This is a genomic window from Streptomyces coeruleofuscus, assembly GCF_039532725.1.
GTDB classification, from domain to species: domain Bacteria; phylum Actinomycetota; class Actinomycetes; order Streptomycetales; family Streptomycetaceae; genus Streptomyces; species Streptomyces coeruleofuscus.
On record NZ_BAAASE010000002.1, the window covers coordinates 790,854 to 805,357 of the forward strand.

A 14,504-nucleotide genomic window follows, 5' to 3' on the forward strand; every position below is an offset into this window, starting at 1 on the left:
CCTACTCGCCGGGGTGGGCGAGTTCGATGTCGTGGGCGTCGGTGCCGCGGCCCGTGACCGTCAGGGCGGTGGCCACCGGCGGGTAGCCCGTGGCGATGACGGTGTACTCGCCGCCGTCCAGGTCGGTGAAGGCGTACGCCCCGTCCGTGCCGGTCGTGGCCGAGCCGACGACGTTGCCCGCCTGGTCGACCAGCGTCACCCGGGCGTCGGCCAGCGGGCCGTGCGGGGCGCGGACGACACCCTGGACGCGGGCGCCCGAGTCCAGGTCGATCTCGACCCGGGTGACCCCGGTGCCGCCCACCTCGACGGGCAGGGCGCGCGGGCGGTGGCCGGTGGCGTTCACCGCGACGGTCACCGCACCCGGCACCAGCTCGGTGAAGGAGAACTCGCCCTGCTCACCGGTGGTCCCGGTGGCCAGCAGGTCCCCGCGCACGTCGGTCACGATCACCATCGCGTCCTTGACCGGCTGCCCGCTCTCGGCGGCCCGCACCAGGCCGGTCAGCCCGCTGGTGCCGCTGAGCAGGATGTCGTAGGCGACCGCCTCGCCGTTCACCACGACGGTGGACGCCTGCGGCTGGAAGCCGTCGGCGGACGCGATGAGCACGTACGACCCGGCGCCCGGCGCGTCGAGGGCGTAGGAGCCGTCGGCCTGCGCCACGGACCGGCCCAGCTGACGCCCGGCCAGCGAGATCAGGGTGATCGCGGCCCGCGGCACGGGCGCGCTCTCGTTGCCGCGGACGAAGCCGCGGACCGGCACACCGCCCCCGCCGGACGCGGGCTCCTCGGCCCGGGCCGCCGTGGCGACGGCGGCGAGCCGCTGCGTGCCCTCGGGCCCGGTGCCGTCGGCGGTCTCGGTGTCCGCCACGGCCCAGCTCGGCACGGACTTCTCCGCGGCGGGAACCTCGGCGGCCGCCTCGGCGGGAGCCTCCGCACGGGCGTCGTCGTCCGCCGCCTGCGCCAGTCCGCCCTTCGTCTTCAACGGGACCTCCTTGATGAACAGCGACACCAGCAGTGCGAGCAGGGCCAGCGGGGCCGAGTAGAGGAACACGTCCGCGACACCGTGACCGTAGGCGCTCTCCACGACGGTGCGGATCGGCGCGGGCATCGCATTCAGGTCGGGGATGCCGCCACCGCCGGTGCCGGCGTGGCCGAGGGCCGCGCCCTTGCCGCCGAGGTCGGCGAGGCCGTCCTTGACGTAGTCGGTGATCTTGTTGCCCAGGACCGCGCCCAGCGCCGAGACGCCCACGGCACCGCCCAGGGACCGGAAGAAGGTCACCGTGGAGCTGGCGGCACCCAGGTCGCCCGGCTCCACCTGGTTCTGCGTGCAGAGCACCAGGTTCTGCATCATCATGCCGATGCCGAGGCCCATCAGCGCCATGAAGATCGCTATGTGCCAGTACTCGGTGTCGTACCGGATCGTGCCCAGCAGCCCGAGCCCGGCCGTCACCAGCACACCGCCGCCGAGCAGCCATCCCTTCCAGCGGCCGGTGCGGGTGATGACCTGGCCGGAGAGGGTGGAGGAGACGAACAGGCCCGCGATCATCGGGATGGTCATGACGCCGGACATCGTCGGCGACTTGTCCCGCGCCAGCTGGAAGTACTGGCTGAAGAACACGGTCCCCGAGAACATCGCGACACCGACGAACAGCGAGGCCAGGGAGGCCAGCGTGATGGTGCGGTTGCGGAACAGCCGCAGCGGGATGATCGGCTCGCTCGCCTTCGCCTCGATCAGGACGAACAGCGCCAGCAGCACGACCGAGCCGCCGACCATCGCGTACGTCTGCCACGACAGCCAGTCGTACTTGTCGCCGGCGAAGGTCACCCAGACCAGCAGCAGGCAGACGGCCGCGGTGATGAAGAAGGCGCCGGCCCAGTCGACCTTGACCTTCCGCTTCACGACGGGCAGGTGCAGGGTCTTCTGGAGCACGATCAGGGCGATCACGGCGAAGGGCACGCCGACGTAGAAGCACCAGCGCCAGCCGAGCCAGTCGGTGTCGGTGATGACACCGCCGACCAGCGGACCGCCGACCATGGCCGTGGCGAAGACGGCGCCCAGGTAGCCGTTGTAGCGCCCGCGCTCACGCGGCGAGATCATCGCCGCCATGATGATCTGGGCCAGCGCGGACAGACCGCCCATGCCGATGCCCTGGACCGCGCGGAACGTGATGAGCATGCCCGGGTTCTGCGACATGCCGGCCGCCGCCGAGCCCAGCACGAAGATCACCAGGGCGAGCTGGATCAGCAGCTTCTTGGAGAACAGGTCGGCGAGCTTGCCCCACAGCGGCGTGGACGCGGTCATCGTCAGCAGGGACGCGGTCACGACCCAGGTGTAGGCGCTCTGGCCGCCGCCGAGGTCGCCGATGATCCGGGGCAGGGCGTTGGAGACGATCGTCGACGACAGGATCGCGACGAACATGCCGAGCAGGAGGCCGGTGAGGGCCTCCATGATCTGCCGGTGCGTCATCGGAGCGCCGCCGCCGGGGGAGCCGTGGGAGCCTCCCCCGTGCTTGGCATGAGCCCGCACACCGGCTGGTGTGGTCGTTGCCATGGGCTTCCTTTTCTTACGTGCTTGCGGGTGTACGGGTGGTCTGTGCGACAGCGGGGGGCGCCACGCGGGGTGCGGGGCGGCAGTCGAAGCTCTCTCTCAGCCGCGCCATCAGGTCCGTGAGCCGGCCGACGTCCTCGTCCGTCCAGTCGCTCAGGCGCTCGGCGAGGACCTCGGTGGTCCGCCGGGACAGCTCGTCGAGCTGTGCGTGGCCCGCGGGTGTGAGGCGCAGGATGCGGGAGCGCTTGTCCGCGGGGTCGGGGGAGCGTTCGATCCAGCCCCGGGCCACGACGTGCGCGACATGGCGGCTGGTGACCGACATGTCCACCGCGAGCAGCTCGGCGAGCTTGCTCATGCGCATGTCGCCGTGGCGGCCCAGCAGTGTCAGTACGGCCGCCGAGCCGCCGGTGCAGTCGGCCGGCATGATCCGGCCGAGCTCCCGCTTCACGGCGCCGAAGGCACTGAACTGGCGGACCAGCTCTTCGTACTGCGCCCTCTCGGCCATGACACCTCCCGCTTTCGTTGCTTAGGGCAACCATAGGATCCGTTGGTTGCTGAAGGCAAATAAAGAAGGTGAATGCGGCATAAAAAGTTGGCAAAGGCAAGTATTGCGGTAGTAAATGTGCAGGTGGTGAGGATGACGGCAGGGGTCGTGGGGGAGCAAGCGGAAGGCCAACCCCCACTTGGGGAGCCCCGGCGTTTTCGCTAGGGTCTCGGGCCATGGCTAACAACCAGGCCCCCCAGGGCAACCACGACCCCGCCGGCAGCACCCAGATGTTCCGCGCGTTCGTCGACGAGGCGCCGCAGGGGCGGCAGGCCGCGACGACGAGTGGCGGGCCGCGGATCGGTCTCATCCTCGGCGCCGTCGTCGCCGTCGCGGTTGTCGCGGCGGTGGCCTGGCTGGCGCTGGCGTAACGCGTACGGCGGTTCTCCGCGTCGGTGTCGGGCCGCGCTTTGCGCAACCCGGCGCTGTCCGGTCGCCCGGCGTTGCCGCTGGGGCCGGGGCGCCGCGCACCCTGGCGCTACGGGGTGCCGCCGCGCCCACCCGTGCCGCCCTGGGGGTACCTCCCAGGCCCTCAAGGCACTGGGGGAGGCACGACTGCCCGCAGCGGCGGCGGCCTGCGGCAGCTGTGCGGAAGACCGCGCGTCTGCCCCCGGCGGCCCGCAGCGGTGACTCGGCGGCGGCCCGCGGCCAGGCGGCGCCACGATGCGCCCGCACCAGCAGCTGCGGGGGAGGCGCCCGCGGCTCAGCCGAGGCGCAGCCGCACTCGCGTGCGGCGAGAAGGGGACGTGTCGGGGGGTCCGGCCGCAGCGGTTGGCGCGTCAACGGACAGTCAGTCGGTCACTCACCCCATCGCGCCGTTCCGAGGACGGACACTCCCCGGCGCGGCCCCGACCCACCACCACGGCGCAGGCGCAGCCACCACCGGCGGGCAGGCGGGCCAGCATCCGCGGGTCGGCGGCGCATCCCCGGTGGCGTGGGGCGCCCATGGCCTGCAGCTTGACGGTGGACCACTCCGGCGGTCGGCGAGCCGTCACCTGCGGGTCGGCGGCGCATCCCCCGTGGGGTGGGGCGCCCATGATCTGCGGTTTGACGGTGGACCACTCCGGCGGTCGGCGAGCCGTCACCTGCGGGTCGGCGCGGCGCATCCCCGGCGGGTGGGGCGCCCATCGCCTGCTGTAGGCGGCCCACCACCTCGGCAGTCAGCGGCCCATCACCTGCGCGGTTGGCGCGGCGCACCCCCCGGCGGGTGGGGCCCATCACCTACGGCTAGGCGGCCCGCCACCCTGGCGGTCAGCGGGCCTTCGCCCGCGGGTTGGCGAGCCGTTATCCACCCGCGGGTCATGGGCTGTCATCCACCCGCAGGGTGGTGGACCCTCGCCCACCCCCAGGTAGGCGAGCCGTCGCCCGCCCGCGGATGGGCGACGGCCCACTGACCCGCGGGCCGGCGGCGCGGTCAGTCCGAGATGAGGCCTTCCCGGAGCTGTGCCAGTGTCCTCGTCAGCAGGCGGGAGACGTGCATCTGTGAGATGCCGACCTCCTCGCCGATCTGCGACTGGGTCATGTTCGCGAAGAACCGCAGCATGATGATCCGCCGCTCGCGGGGCGGGAGTTTGGCCAGCAGCGGCTTCAGGGACTCGCGGTACTCCACGCCCTCCAGCGCGGTGTCCTCGTAGCCCAGACGGTCCGCCAGCGAGCCCTCGCCGCCGTCGTCCTCCGGCGCCGGGGAGTCCAGCGAGGACGCCGTGTACGCGTTCCCCACCGCCAACCCGTCGACGACGTCCTCCTCGGACACCCCGAGCACGGACGCGAGTTCGGTGACCGTCGGCGAGCGGTCCAGCTTCTGCGAGAGCTCGTCACTGGCCTTCGTCAGCGCCAGCCGCAGCTCCTGAAGCCGGCGCGGCACCCGCACCGACCACGACGTGTCGCGGAAGAACCGCTTGATCTCGCCCACGACGGTTGGCATCGCGAACGTCGGGAACTCGACGCCCCGTTCGCAGTCGAACCGGTCGATCGCCTTGATCAGCCCGATCGTGCCGACCTGGACGATGTCCTCCATCGGCTCGTTGCGGGAGCGGAACCGCGCCGCCGCGTACCGCACCAGCGGCAGGTTGAGCTCGATCAGTGTGTCGCGGACGTACGCACGCTCGGGGCTGTCCTCGTCGAGCGCGGCCAGCCGCAGGAACAGGGAGCGGGACAGGGTGCGGGTGTCGATGGCCCCCGTGGCCGGAAGGACCGGCGCGGGCTCGGTCGCGAGCTCGGCCGGAACGTCGTCGATGGGGCCGAGTGAGTCGAGAGCATGGGGAGCTGTGTCGCTCTCCGCGAGCGTGAGCACCTTCGAGCTGCCCTGTTCTGCGGACATGCCACCCCCTTTGGGTCGCGGGACGGTCGCGGCGAACGTCCCCGTCTGAGGAACGCAGCCTTCACCTGAATACCGGCGCCGAAGCCCCGGCAAACGCGCTTCCGGCAGAATGTCACATGTCGGCAACACGCTGTAGTGACATGTCGACATCTGAGACGCCAATCCGCCCTGCAAGCAAGCAGTCTGACGCCTTTTCGGCCCGCAACTGTCGGGAACGGCCCTGAAGAGCGATTCGCTCGCCAGGGTTATCACTCGCAACTGTTTGCGGTTACGCGTCGATCCGGTTCGCGGACCGCAATCGCTGGAAGCTACGCGCCAGTAACCGCGACACGTGCATCTGCGAGACGCCGAGCTCCGCACTGATCTGAGACTGCGTGAGATTGCTGTAGTACCGCAGCAGCAGAATCCGCTGCTCCCTCTCGGGCAGCTGCACGAGCAGGTGCCGTACGAGATCCCGGTGCTCCACGCCGTCCAGCGCGGGATCCTCGTAGCCGAGCCGGTCCAGCAGCCCCGGCAGTCCGTCGCCCTCCTGCGCGGCCTCCAGGGAGGTCGCGTGGTACGACCGCCCGGCCTCGATGCAGGACAGCACCTCGTCCTCGGTGATGCGCAGCCGCTCGGCGATCTCGGCCGTGGTGGGGGTGCGCCCGAAGGCGGTCGTGAGATCCTCGGTCGCGCTGTTGACCTGCACCCACAGTTCGTGGAGCCGGCGCGGCACATGGACCGTACGGACGTTGTCGCGGAAGTAGCGCTTGATCTCGCCGATCACCGTCGGCATCGCGAACGTCGGGAACTGCACGCCCCGGTCCGGGTCGAAGCGGTCGATGGCGTTGATGAGCCCGATGGTGCCGACCTGGACGACGTCCTCCATCGGCTCGTTGCGGGAGCGGAACCGGGCGGCCGCGTAGCGCACCAGTGGGAGGTTGGCCTCGATGAGTGCTCCGCGCACCCGGTCGTGCTCGGGCGTCCCCGGCTGGAGTTCCTTGAGCTCCGCGAAGAGGACCTGCGTGAGGGCGCGGGTGTCGGCGCCTCGGCTCCGCTGGGGAGCCGGTTCCGAGGATGGTGCCTGAGGTGCGGTACTGGCCAGCACGGTCACTCCACCTCGTCATCCGTCAGCCTGTCCGTCGGCTCTTCCGTCAAAAGCGGTCATAGCATCACAAGACATGTGCACTGTGTGCAAGCACCCCATAACTACGTGTTGAGGGATGAAATACCGCATAAATGCGCATGAGCCCCCCGTCGGAGCGACGGGGGGCTCGAAGCGGCGGGCTCAGAACTCGTAGTCGGCGATCACCCACGTGGCGAACTCGCGCCACAGCGCGACACCCGCCTGGTGGTCGGGATGCTCCACGTACCGGCGCAGCGCGTCCGCGTCGTCGAAGGCCGAGTTGATGGCGAAGTCGTGGGCGATGGGACGGTCGCTGACGTTCCAGCCGAGCTCCCAGAAGCGGATCCCGGGGACCGTGCCCTCGAGCGAGCGGAAGGCCTCGACGCCCTTCACGACTCGCGGGTCGTCACGCTCGACGCCCTCGTTGAGCTTGAAGAGGACCAGGTGGCGGATCATCACTTTCCTCCGTCGGCGACCCACGTGGCGAAGTCGCCGAGGGCCTGGGCGGCGTCCGATATGCCCTGGAACCCTATCTGGACGTAGTCGGCGGCCTTGGCCGGGTCCGTGACGATCACGTACAGCGCGAAGACCACGACGACGTAGACGGCGACCTTCTTCGCGTTCACCGCCATCGCGGCCTCCCCTGTCACTGGTGTCTCATGCAGCGCACATGATCGCACGAAGGCCCGATCGCACGAAGGGGCAGAACGCACGAAGGGCCCCGTCTCAAGACGGGGCCCTTCTCAAGCGGTAGCGGAGGGATTTGAACCCTCGGTGACTTGCGCCACACTCGCTTTCGAGGCGAGCTCCTTCGGCCGCTCGGACACGCTACCGAGGGAGACCTTACAGCAAGGTGCCGCGTGCTTTGAAATCGATATGAGGCGACGGTCAGCGACCGCGGAAGAACTCGGTGAGCAGCCCGGCGCACTCCCCTGCGAGCACGCCCTCGATCACCTCGGGCCGGTGGTTGAGCCGCCGGTCGCGGACGAGGTCCCAGAGGGAGCCGGCCGCGCCGGCCTTGTCGTCGCGGGCGCCGTAGACGAGCCGGTCGACACGGGACTGCTGGATCGCGCCCGCGCACATCGTGCAGGGCTCCAGCGTCACCACGAGGGTGCAGCCGGCGAGCCGCCACCGGCCGAGCACGGCCGCGGCCCGCCGCAGGGCGAGGACCTCCGCGTGGGCCGTCGGGTCGCCGCCGGCCTCGCGTTCGTTGTGCCCGGCCGCGAGCACGGTCGTGCCGTCCGGCGCCAGTACGACGGCGCCGACGGGGACGTCCCCGCCCCGGACGGCCTCGGCGGCCTCGTCCAGGGCGAGTCGCATCGCGGGCCGCCAGGGGTCCCGTACCGGATCCGGCGGGTCCGGGGTGGTGCGAGCGGTCAGCGGACGGTCTCCAGGGTCTCCGAGGCGCCGAGGGCCTCGGCGATCTCCGTGACGGCGTCCGTCGCCAGCGAGCGCAGCTCCTTCTCGCTCACGCCGAGGTCGTCCAGGATCTGGGCGTCGCCGACCGGGCCGTGCGGCACGCCCTCGCCGGTTCCGGCGACCGGGTCGTCGTCTGCCTCGTCGTCGTCGGAGTCACCGTCCTCGGTGCCGTCGAGGTCGAGGGCGTCCAGGTCGTCCCCGTCGTCCGGATCGCGTCCGAGCAGCTCGTCGGTGAGGAGGATCTCGCCGTAGCTGCTGCGGGCAGCGGCGGCGGCGTCCGAGACGTAGATGCGAGGGTCCTCCTCGCCGTCCACGCGGACGACTCCGAACCAGGCGTCCTCCTGCTCGATGAGCACGAGCACCGTGTCCTCGTCGGGGGAGGCTTCACGGGCCAGGTCGGCCAGATCCGACAGGGTTTCCACATCGTCGAGCTCCGTGTCGCTCGCTTCCCACCCGTCTTCGGTGCGCGCGAGCAGTGCGGCGAAGTACACCGTGACTCTCCCACTGGTCATAGGCGTGCCGGTTGGGGGTCCCCCCGGCGGAGGTTGCGGGCGGGGAGTGCTCGTCCGAGCCCCACCCACTCGGAATCGTGGCAGAAACAAGGCGCTCAGGGGACGTCTTCGGCACCCTGTGTCCGGCAGTTTTGATCGCACGCCCGTTGCCGCCACCTGCGGATCGTACGCGGCTTTCCCCCGCTCCACGCACGGTCACCTCGGCAACGCCCGCGCGGTTCGTGATCTTCCCCGGGGGTTTGCTCACCCGTTTCCTACCAGCGGAACGTGCGCATGCGCATCGCGTGCCGCAGCCGGGCCACCTTGACGCGGCGCGGCTGGACGCGGTCGCGCAGCTCCCGCGCCTCGGCCAGATCGCGCAGGAACCGGGCGCGCCGCCGACGGCGCTCGGCGTCGGTCTCGCTCGTCGTCCCGCCCAGCATGCGGGGCGCGTCGGCCGTGTCGGCCGCGCTGGGCACGTCGGCCTGCTCGGCCCGTTCGCCCTGCTCGGTCCGGGCAGCCTTGCCGGGCCGCGCGGTCCTGCCGGGCCTGCCGGGCCTGCCGGTCTCGTAGCTCTCCGGGTCCGTCGCGGGCCGCGCGCGCCGCGACGGAACGTCTCGGGATTCCCGGTCGGGCATCAGGTTCACCACCCCCAGTCCGTCCTTCCCGCCTTCCCCGGACGGGCGGTTTGACGCCGGTGAACGGGTGACGGGTGGGAGGCGGGCTTGCCGTGCGGCCGGGGTCAGCGGGCCCGGTTACTGTTGTGGACATGCGTCTCCACGTCGTCGACCACCCCCTGGTCGCCCACAAGCTCACCGCGTTGCGCGACCAGCGCACCGACTCCGCGACCTTCCGCCGTCTCGCCGACGAGCTGGTCACCCTGCTCGCCTACGAGGCCACGCGCGACGTGCGCACCGAACAGGTCGACATCCGGACGCCGGTGGCCACGACCACGGGCGTCAAGCTGTCCCACCCGCGTCCGCTGGTGGTGCCGATCCTGCGGGCCGGCCTCGGCATGCTGGACGGCATGGTCCGGCTGCTGCCGACCGCCGAGGTGGGCTTCCTCGGCATGATCCGCAACGAGGAGACGCTCCAGGCCTCCACGTACGCCACGCGTATGCCGGAAGACCTGTCCGGACGGCAGGTGTACGTGCTGGACCCGATGCTCGCCACCGGCGGCACGCTGGTCGCGGCGATCCAGGAGCTGATCCGGCGCGGCGCCGACGACGTGACCGCCGTGGTGCTGCTGGCCGCGCCTGAGGGCGTCGAGGTCATGGAGCGCGAGCTGGCGGGCACCCCGGTGACGGTCGTGACCGCGTCGGTCGACGAGCGCCTGAACGAGCACGGCTACATCGTGCCGGGCCTCGGCGACGCGGGGGACCGGATGTACGGGGCGGCCGAGTAGGCATCCGCCCAGGGAGCCGGCCCTGAGCGGTCCGGCAGCCCCTCTCTCCGAGCTGCTCAGCAGCCCTTCTTCGACGACGGCGCCGGCTCGGGCCTGGCCAGCTTGGTCAGGGCCCGGTCGGCGTCCGGCTTCTTCGCCAGCTGCTTGAAGGCGTCACCGATGACGAGGTCGACGGCGGCGCCCTTGCGGGACGCCTCGGTACGCCGTTCGGCGCCCGGGAGCTGGGTGCCGAGCACCGGCAGCGCGGTGCCGAGGGCGGAGGCGGGGCCGAGCAGCACGCCGGGGCCCTTGACCTTCTTGTCGTACTGCTTGGGCGCGTTGCCCACGTCGCCGATCTTGAAGCCGCGCTTCTTCAGCTCGTCGGCGGTCTTCTTGGCCAGGCCGCTGCGGGTGGTGGCGTTGAGCACGTTGACCGTGATCGCGCGCGGTTCGGGCAGGGGCTTGGCGGTGGGCGAGGGGCTCGCCTTGGTCCGGGCGGCACAGTCCGTCCTGCCGCCGGCGGCCGAAGCCTTCGTGCCGCCGCCGGTGAAGACGTCGACGAGCTGCCACGTGCCCCAGCCGCCCACGCCGAGCACGGCGGCGGAGGCGACGACCAGGACGACGAGCCTGCCGCGCCGCCGGGGCCGGCGCATCCGCGGGTACTTGTTTCCCTTGATGCGGTATTTGCCGCCCATGCCGGGGGGAGTCAGCATGCTCATGAGCGCAGCGTAGTGCGCCTGGGCGACGATGCCTACTAGATGATCATTCGACGTCGCCCAGCGGAACCCGAAAGGGCCAACCCGCGACCGGCGGGAGTCAGTCGAGCTCGAGCACGCGCGCGTGCAGCACCTGGCGCTGCTGGAGCGCCGCCCGCACCGCGCGGTGCAGGCCGTCCTCCAGGTAGAGATCGCCCTGCCACTTCACGACGTGCGCGAAGAGGTCGCCGTAGAACGTCGAGTCCTCGGCGAGCAGCGTCTCGAGGTCGAGCTGCTGTTTGGTCGTCACGAGCTGATCGAGGCGGACCGGGCGCGGCGCGACGTCCGCCCACTGCCGGGTGCTGTCCCGGCCGTGGTCGGGGTACGGCCGGCCGTTTCCGATGCGCTTGAAGATCACACGGAAAGCCTACCGGGCAGGACCTTCCGGGCGCAGCCGTGGCGGCGGAGTGCGACGCTGAAAAAAACCCCACAAGGCGGTACGTACCGGGAACAGGGGCGTGAATATGCGCGCCTCTTCCACGAACTGCCCGAGCTGCCCGAGGCCGGCGACGCCGACAGGCCGGGCTGGTCTTCTTCGCCCGAAAGGGGTTGACGTCCTCTCGGTGGTGCAGCCGTTCGGGGCGGCGGAGGCGCCAGTCCGGTCGCCTCCGCCGTCGCGGGTCGGTCAGCCGCGTTCCCTTTCCAGCGGGTGCCGCTGGCGATCCCGCGCCTCCGGCTCGGGCTCGGGACGGGTCTGGGGCTGGGGCGGCTTGGGGGCGTTGCGGACGGCTTCGGCGCGCAGGAGGGCGCGCAGGACCGCGTAGGGGTCTTCGAGCATGGCTGTGTTCCTCGTTCCGTATTGCTGCGTGCTGCTGCGTACGGGCTGATGGACCGGTGTCCGGTCCTGTCAGCAGCGCAGGACCTCGGAACGCAGGGGGCGAGGGTCGTACCGCGGGCCCGGCGGCACGGGCACGGGAAGCGGCGCGGCGTGCGCGGGCCCGAGGCTCGGGAGCGGGGTGGGGCGCAGGGGGACGGCGGCGCGCCGGGTGCCCCGGGCGGGTGGGCGCGGGGCGGTGTCGAGGACGTCGCACTCGACGGCCGTGCTCTCGCCGGAGACGGTGGCCGTCGGGCCCGTGTGCGCCTCTGCGTGCGCGCCGGGCACGAGCAGGGCGAGCAGCAGCACGAGCACCCGCATCCAGGTGTTCCGGCGGGTGCCGCGGGTGGCCGGCTGCGGTGCGGGGTTCACGGGAGGTGGTTCCCCGTTGTGCGTATGCCGTTCATCCCACCGGCTGCGAGATCCGCTCGCTCGGCGTACGGCGGCCCCGGATGCGCAGGGCCGTGGCGATCTCGGCGGCGCCGACCACGAGCAGCCAGCAGCCGCCGACGAGGGTGAGGACGGCGACGGACTCGAAGGGCGCGTCGATGAGGACGATGCCGGCGACGACGGTGAGGATCCCGAGGAAGACCTGCCAGCCCCGGGCGGGCATCGCCGGATCGTGGGCGGCGGCCAGGGTCTGAGTGATGCCGCGGAACAGCCAGCCGATGCCGATCCAGAGGGCGAGCAGCAGGATCGACTGCATGGGGCGGCGGAAGCAGAACAGGCCGAGCAGGATCGAGAGCGTGCCGCTGATGAACGCCAGGACGCGCAGAGCTGTCGTCCGGTGCGTGCCGAAGGCGGAGGCGAGCTGGAGGACGCCGCTGACGAGCAGATAGAGCCCGAACAGCACCCCGGCGGCGAACAGCGACGCGCCCGGCCAGACCAGGACGAGAAGCCCCAGCACGAGGGAGCTGACCCCGGTGACCAGCACGGTTTGCCAGGCGGCGTGGGAGAGCTGGTGCAGGGGGCCTGGGAAGGGGGGCTCCGGATCGTGACTGCCTGAGGGCGGGCTCGCGGTGTGCGTGGCGCCCCGGGGTGCGTGCGGGTCGGGTGGCTCGGGCGGAGGCGGCGTGTGACCGGGCCGTTCGTGGGTGTGCGGGCCGTCCGGGCCCGGGCCCTGGGGGACGTGGGGTTCCAAGCCCTGGGGCGGGCGGGGCACCTGCCCGTGTGCGGGGCCGCGCTCCGGCTCCCAGGGGGAGCCGCTCGGTGGCTCGGTCATGGTCCATGCTTGGACCGGCCGCGAGGGGCTCGCCACCTGGGGCGGGCCGTGCGGTTGATGTCGGTTGTCCGGGCGGCCCGTGGCTTACGGCCGCGAACGGGAGCCGGGTATGCGCGGCCAGACGCCCGCGACGTGGGTGGGGCTGTGGCTGACGTCCAGGAGCTGGGGCGAACTGTGCGGCCGACGCCGCGCGCTGGGCCCGGCCCTGCGGTTGGGGCCGGTGTGGGGCGAACTGTGCGACCGACGCCGCGAGCTGGGCCCGGCCTGCGGTTGAGGCCGGTGTGGGGCGAGCTGTGCGGCCGGTGCCCGCCGCCTCGTCCGGGCGTGTGGCCGGCGCCCGCCACCTCCGTTCGGCCGCGGCCGCCGACGACCGCCGTCTGGGCCCGATCGCGCCGCCGACAACCCGGGCAGGTCCGATGTCCGCCGTCTGCGGCGGGCGTGTCAGCCGGTGCCCCGTGCCCCGCAGGGGGCTACTTCCCGGTCGCCTTCGCTGCCTTGGCCGCTGCCTTCATTTCCTGTTTGTGGGCTCGTACCTTGGCCAGCGACTCGGGGCCGGTGATGTCGGCGACCGAGCGGAAGGACTTCGGTTCGCCGTAGGAGCCCGCGGCCTCACGCCAGCCCGTCGGCTGGACGCCGAGCTGCTTGCCGAGGAGGGCGAGGAAGATCTGGGCTTTCTGCTTGCCGAAGCCGGGCAGTTCGGCCAGTCGTTTCAGCAGGTCCTTGCCGGTGGCGGCGTCCTTCCAGACGGCCTCGGCGTCACCGTCGTAGTGCTCGACGAGGTACTGGCACAGCTGCTGGATCCGCTTGGCCATGGAGCCCGGGTAGCGGTGCACCGCCGGCTTCTGGGAGAGCAGCGCGGCGAAGGCCTCGGGGTCGTGCACCGCGATCTCGTGCGCGTCCAGGTCGTCCCTGCCGAGCCGCTGGGCGATGGTCGCCGGCCCCTTGAACGCCCACTCCATCGGGATCTGCTGGTCCAGCAGCATCCCGACCAGCGCGGCGAGCGGACTGCGCCCGAGCAGCGCGTCGGCCTCGGGGTCCTGGGCGAGGTGAAGAGTGACGTCCATGCCCCGATCATCCCTCGGGGCGAGCCTGGCCGCGTCCGGAGGCCCGCCCGCCCGGGCCTACGACGTCGGCCGCCAGTAGCCCAGCGCGTGCACCCGCTGCTTGGGCAGGCCCAGTTCCTTGCGGACGTATGCCGCGAGCGACCGGGTCGTCGCCGTGTCGCAGGCGATCCAGACGTACGGGTCGGAGGTGCCCTGGAGCAGGCCGGGGAGGTCCGCCTTCACCTGGTCGACCAACTGCGCGCCGGAGTCCTGGCGCGGCACCTTGCGCAGCTCGTGCCGGGCCGGGTCGGTGCGGAACGGCAGACCGTCGTCGCCGCCCTCGAACCAGACGGTGGCCGGCGCGGCACCCAGCGCGTCCAGCAGGGAGTTGATGGCCGGCAGCGACGCCGGGTCGCCGACGGCGAAGACGTGGGAGGGAGCGGGGTCGGGGTGCTCGAAACCGGTGCCCTGGACGGTCGCCTCGATGGTGTCACCGGGCTTCGCCGCCCTGGCCCAGTCGCTCGCGCAGCCCTCGTGCAGGGCGAACTCCAGGCTGAACGTCCCGGCCGCCGGGTCCGGGTCGACCAGGGTGTAGGCCCGCTGGTGGGGCCTGCCCGCGTTGTCGAACCACAGGCGGACCCACATGGTCGGGTGCACGCCGGCCGCCGCGAGCAGACCGCCGTCGGTGAAGTGCAGCCGCCGGTAGTCCGGGGTGACGTCCTCCGCGTCGGTCACGGTGAACACGAAATCCTTCGCGCGCAGCAGCTTGAGGACCGCGCCCTCCCAACCCCGCCCCTGCCCCATCCCGTATTCACCCTTCGCGTACGATTCCGCCACAGCCAAGACTTAGGCAAGGCTAACC

At 71.8% G+C, this 14,504-nt stretch carries 19 protein-coding genes and 1 tRNA gene; 3 read left to right on the forward strand and 17 right to left on the reverse strand.

The genetic code is table 11. The features are described 5' to 3' along the window. Position 1 precedes the first annotated feature (1 nt). The gene (locus ABFX81_RS10715; protein WP_487222173.1) at positions 2-2,464 is read right to left on the reverse strand and encodes an MFS transporter; all 2,463 of its coding nucleotides are present in this window, start codon (positions 2,462-2,464) and stop codon (positions 2-4) included. A gap of 97 nt (positions 2,465-2,561) precedes the next feature. Then, entirely contained in the window at positions 2,562-3,050 is a 489-nt protein-coding gene (locus ABFX81_RS10720; RefSeq protein ID WP_086847815.1) for a MarR family transcriptional regulator, read from the reverse strand. Between the two features lie 215 nt (positions 3,051-3,265). Between ABFX81_RS10720 and ABFX81_RS10725 the strand changes: the two genes are divergently transcribed. Further along, positions 3,266-3,460, forward strand: a complete 195-nt coding sequence (locus ABFX81_RS10725) for a hypothetical protein (RefSeq protein ID WP_086847813.1) — start codon at positions 3,266-3,268, stop codon at positions 3,458-3,460. Between the two features lie 1,043 nt (positions 3,461-4,503). Here ABFX81_RS10725 and ABFX81_RS10730 read toward each other — a convergent pair. From ABFX81_RS10730 to ABFX81_RS10765, 8 genes are all read right to left on the reverse strand, one after another. Further along, entirely contained in the window at positions 4,504-5,409 is a 906-nt protein-coding gene (locus ABFX81_RS10730) for an RNA polymerase sigma factor SigF (RefSeq protein WP_086854429.1), read from the reverse strand. A gap of 268 nt (positions 5,410-5,677) precedes the next feature. Continuing rightward, positions 5,678-6,496 carry an RNA polymerase sigma factor SigF gene (locus ABFX81_RS10735; protein ID WP_086854435.1) on the reverse strand — a complete coding sequence of 273 codons (819 nt, stop codon included), beginning with the start codon at positions 6,494-6,496 and terminating at the stop codon, positions 5,678-5,680. Between the two features lie 180 nt (positions 6,497-6,676). Beyond that, a complete protein-coding gene (locus ABFX81_RS10740; RefSeq protein ID WP_086854430.1) occupies positions 6,677-6,970 on the reverse strand; it encodes a Dabb family protein in 294 nt (97 codons plus the stop codon). Next, the gene (locus ABFX81_RS10745; RefSeq protein WP_086854431.1) at positions 6,970-7,146 is read right to left on the reverse strand and encodes a hypothetical protein; all 177 of its coding nucleotides are present in this window, start codon (positions 7,144-7,146) and stop codon (positions 6,970-6,972) included. Before ABFX81_RS10745 ends, ABFX81_RS10740 begins: the two co-directional genes overlap by 1 nt. A gap of 116 nt (positions 7,147-7,262) precedes the next feature. Continuing rightward, positions 7,263-7,347, reverse strand: a tRNA-Ser gene (locus ABFX81_RS10750). Between the two features lie 55 nt (positions 7,348-7,402). Further along, positions 7,403-7,834 (reverse strand): tRNA adenosine(34) deaminase TadA, encoded by a 432-nt coding sequence (tadA, locus tag ABFX81_RS10755; RefSeq protein WP_086854432.1) that lies wholly within the window; start codon positions 7,832-7,834, stop codon positions 7,403-7,405. Positions 7,835-7,890: 56 nt separating this feature from the next. Next, on the reverse strand, positions 7,891-8,424 hold the full coding sequence (locus ABFX81_RS10760; protein ID WP_086854433.1) for a tRNA adenosine deaminase-associated protein: 534 nt from the start codon (positions 8,422-8,424) through the stop codon (positions 7,891-7,893). 275 nt (positions 8,425-8,699) lie between these two features. Further along, positions 8,700-9,062, reverse strand: coding sequence for a hypothetical protein (locus ABFX81_RS10765; protein ID WP_346137957.1), 363 nt, complete (start codon positions 9,060-9,062; stop codon positions 8,700-8,702). A 131-nt stretch (positions 9,063-9,193) separates the two neighbouring features. Between ABFX81_RS10765 and upp the strand changes: the two genes are divergently transcribed. After that, positions 9,194-9,829 (forward strand): uracil phosphoribosyltransferase, encoded by a 636-nt coding sequence (gene upp / locus ABFX81_RS10770; RefSeq protein ID WP_086601954.1) that lies wholly within the window; start codon positions 9,194-9,196, stop codon positions 9,827-9,829. 56 nt (positions 9,830-9,885) lie between these two features. Here upp and ABFX81_RS10775 read toward each other — a convergent pair whose 3' ends face one another. From ABFX81_RS10775 to ABFX81_RS10795, 5 genes are all read right to left on the reverse strand, one after another. After that, positions 9,886-10,503 (reverse strand): LytR C-terminal domain-containing protein, encoded by a 618-nt coding sequence (locus ABFX81_RS10775; protein WP_086854434.1) that lies wholly within the window; start codon positions 10,501-10,503, stop codon positions 9,886-9,888. Between the two features lie 121 nt (positions 10,504-10,624). After that, positions 10,625-10,921: a type II toxin-antitoxin system VapB family antitoxin gene (locus ABFX81_RS10780; protein WP_003991361.1), complete on the reverse strand. Its 297-nt coding sequence runs from the start codon at positions 10,919-10,921 to the stop codon at positions 10,625-10,627. A 267-nt stretch (positions 10,922-11,188) separates the two neighbouring features. Further along, positions 11,189-11,341: a hypothetical protein gene (locus tag ABFX81_RS10785; protein WP_346137959.1), complete on the reverse strand. Its 153-nt coding sequence runs from the start codon at positions 11,339-11,341 to the stop codon at positions 11,189-11,191. A gap of 69 nt (positions 11,342-11,410) precedes the next feature. After that, positions 11,411-11,749 carry a hypothetical protein gene (locus tag ABFX81_RS10790; protein ID WP_346137960.1) on the reverse strand — a complete coding sequence of 113 codons (339 nt, stop codon included), beginning with the start codon at positions 11,747-11,749 and terminating at the stop codon, positions 11,411-11,413. 31 nt (positions 11,750-11,780) lie between these two features. Beyond that, positions 11,781-12,599, reverse strand: a complete 819-nt coding sequence (locus tag ABFX81_RS10795; protein WP_346137961.1) for an HdeD family acid-resistance protein — start codon at positions 12,597-12,599, stop codon at positions 11,781-11,783. 109 nt (positions 12,600-12,708) lie between these two features. Here ABFX81_RS10795 and ABFX81_RS10800 point away from each other — a divergent pair, with 109 nt between their 5' ends. Then, on the forward strand, positions 12,709-12,873 hold the full coding sequence (locus tag ABFX81_RS10800) for a hypothetical protein (RefSeq protein WP_346137962.1): 165 nt from the start codon (positions 12,709-12,711) through the stop codon (positions 12,871-12,873). Positions 12,874-13,069: 196 nt separating this feature from the next. Here the strand turns inward: ABFX81_RS10800 and ABFX81_RS10805 are convergent, their stop codons facing one another. Next, positions 13,070-13,663 carry an HhH-GPD-type base excision DNA repair protein gene (locus ABFX81_RS10805; protein ID WP_086853877.1) on the reverse strand — a complete coding sequence of 198 codons (594 nt, stop codon included), beginning with the start codon at positions 13,661-13,663 and terminating at the stop codon, positions 13,070-13,072. A gap of 57 nt (positions 13,664-13,720) precedes the next feature. Then, complete coding sequence (locus tag ABFX81_RS10810; RefSeq protein ID WP_086853875.1) at positions 13,721-14,446, reverse strand: SIP domain-containing protein; 726 nt, start codon at positions 14,444-14,446, stop codon at positions 13,721-13,723. Between the last annotated feature and the right edge of the window lie 58 nt (positions 14,447-14,504).

Bases quoted from the DNA above. Each gene is read 5' to 3' on its own strand.
- ABFX81_RS10715 (WP_487222173.1), bottom strand. From the start codon at position 2,464: ATGACGCACCGGCAGATCATGGAGGCCCTCACCGGCCTCCTGCTCGGC.
- ABFX81_RS10720 (WP_086847815.1), bottom strand. From the start codon at position 3,050: ATGGCCGAGAGGGCGCAGTACGAAGAGCTGGTCCGCCAGTTCAGTGCC.
- ABFX81_RS10725 (WP_086847813.1), top strand. From the start codon at position 3,266: ATGGCTAACAACCAGGCCCCCCAGGGCAACCACGACCCCGCCGGCAGC.
- ABFX81_RS10730 (WP_086854429.1), bottom strand. From the start codon at position 5,409: ATGTCCGCAGAACAGGGCAGCTCGAAGGTGCTCACGCTCGCGGAGAGC.
- ABFX81_RS10740 (WP_086854430.1), bottom strand. From the start codon at position 6,970: ATGATCCGCCACCTGGTCCTCTTCAAGCTCAACGAGGGCGTCGAGCGT.
- ABFX81_RS10745 (WP_086854431.1), bottom strand. From the start codon at position 7,146: ATGGCGGTGAACGCGAAGAAGGTCGCCGTCTACGTCGTCGTGGTCTTC.
- tadA (WP_086854432.1), bottom strand. From the start codon at position 7,834: ATGCGACTCGCCCTGGACGAGGCCGCCGAGGCCGTCCGGGGCGGGGAC.
- ABFX81_RS10765 (WP_346137957.1), bottom strand. From the start codon at position 9,062: ATGCCCGACCGGGAATCCCGAGACGTTCCGTCGCGGCGCGCGCGGCCC.
- upp (WP_086601954.1), top strand. From the start codon at position 9,194: ATGCGTCTCCACGTCGTCGACCACCCCCTGGTCGCCCACAAGCTCACC.
- ABFX81_RS10775 (WP_086854434.1), bottom strand. From the start codon at position 10,503: ATGGGCGGCAAATACCGCATCAAGGGAAACAAGTACCCGCGGATGCGC.
- ABFX81_RS10785 (WP_346137959.1), bottom strand. From the start codon at position 11,341: ATGCTCGAAGACCCCTACGCGGTCCTGCGCGCCCTCCTGCGCGCCGAA.
- ABFX81_RS10795 (WP_346137961.1), bottom strand. From the start codon at position 12,599: ATGACCGAGCCACCGAGCGGCTCCCCCTGGGAGCCGGAGCGCGGCCCC.
- ABFX81_RS10800 (WP_346137962.1), top strand. From the start codon at position 12,709: ATGCGCGGCCAGACGCCCGCGACGTGGGTGGGGCTGTGGCTGACGTCC.
- ABFX81_RS10805 (WP_086853877.1), bottom strand. From the start codon at position 13,663: ATGGACGTCACTCTTCACCTCGCCCAGGACCCCGAGGCCGACGCGCTG.
- ABFX81_RS10810 (WP_086853875.1), bottom strand. From the start codon at position 14,446: ATGGGGCAGGGGCGGGGTTGGGAGGGCGCGGTCCTCAAGCTGCTGCGC.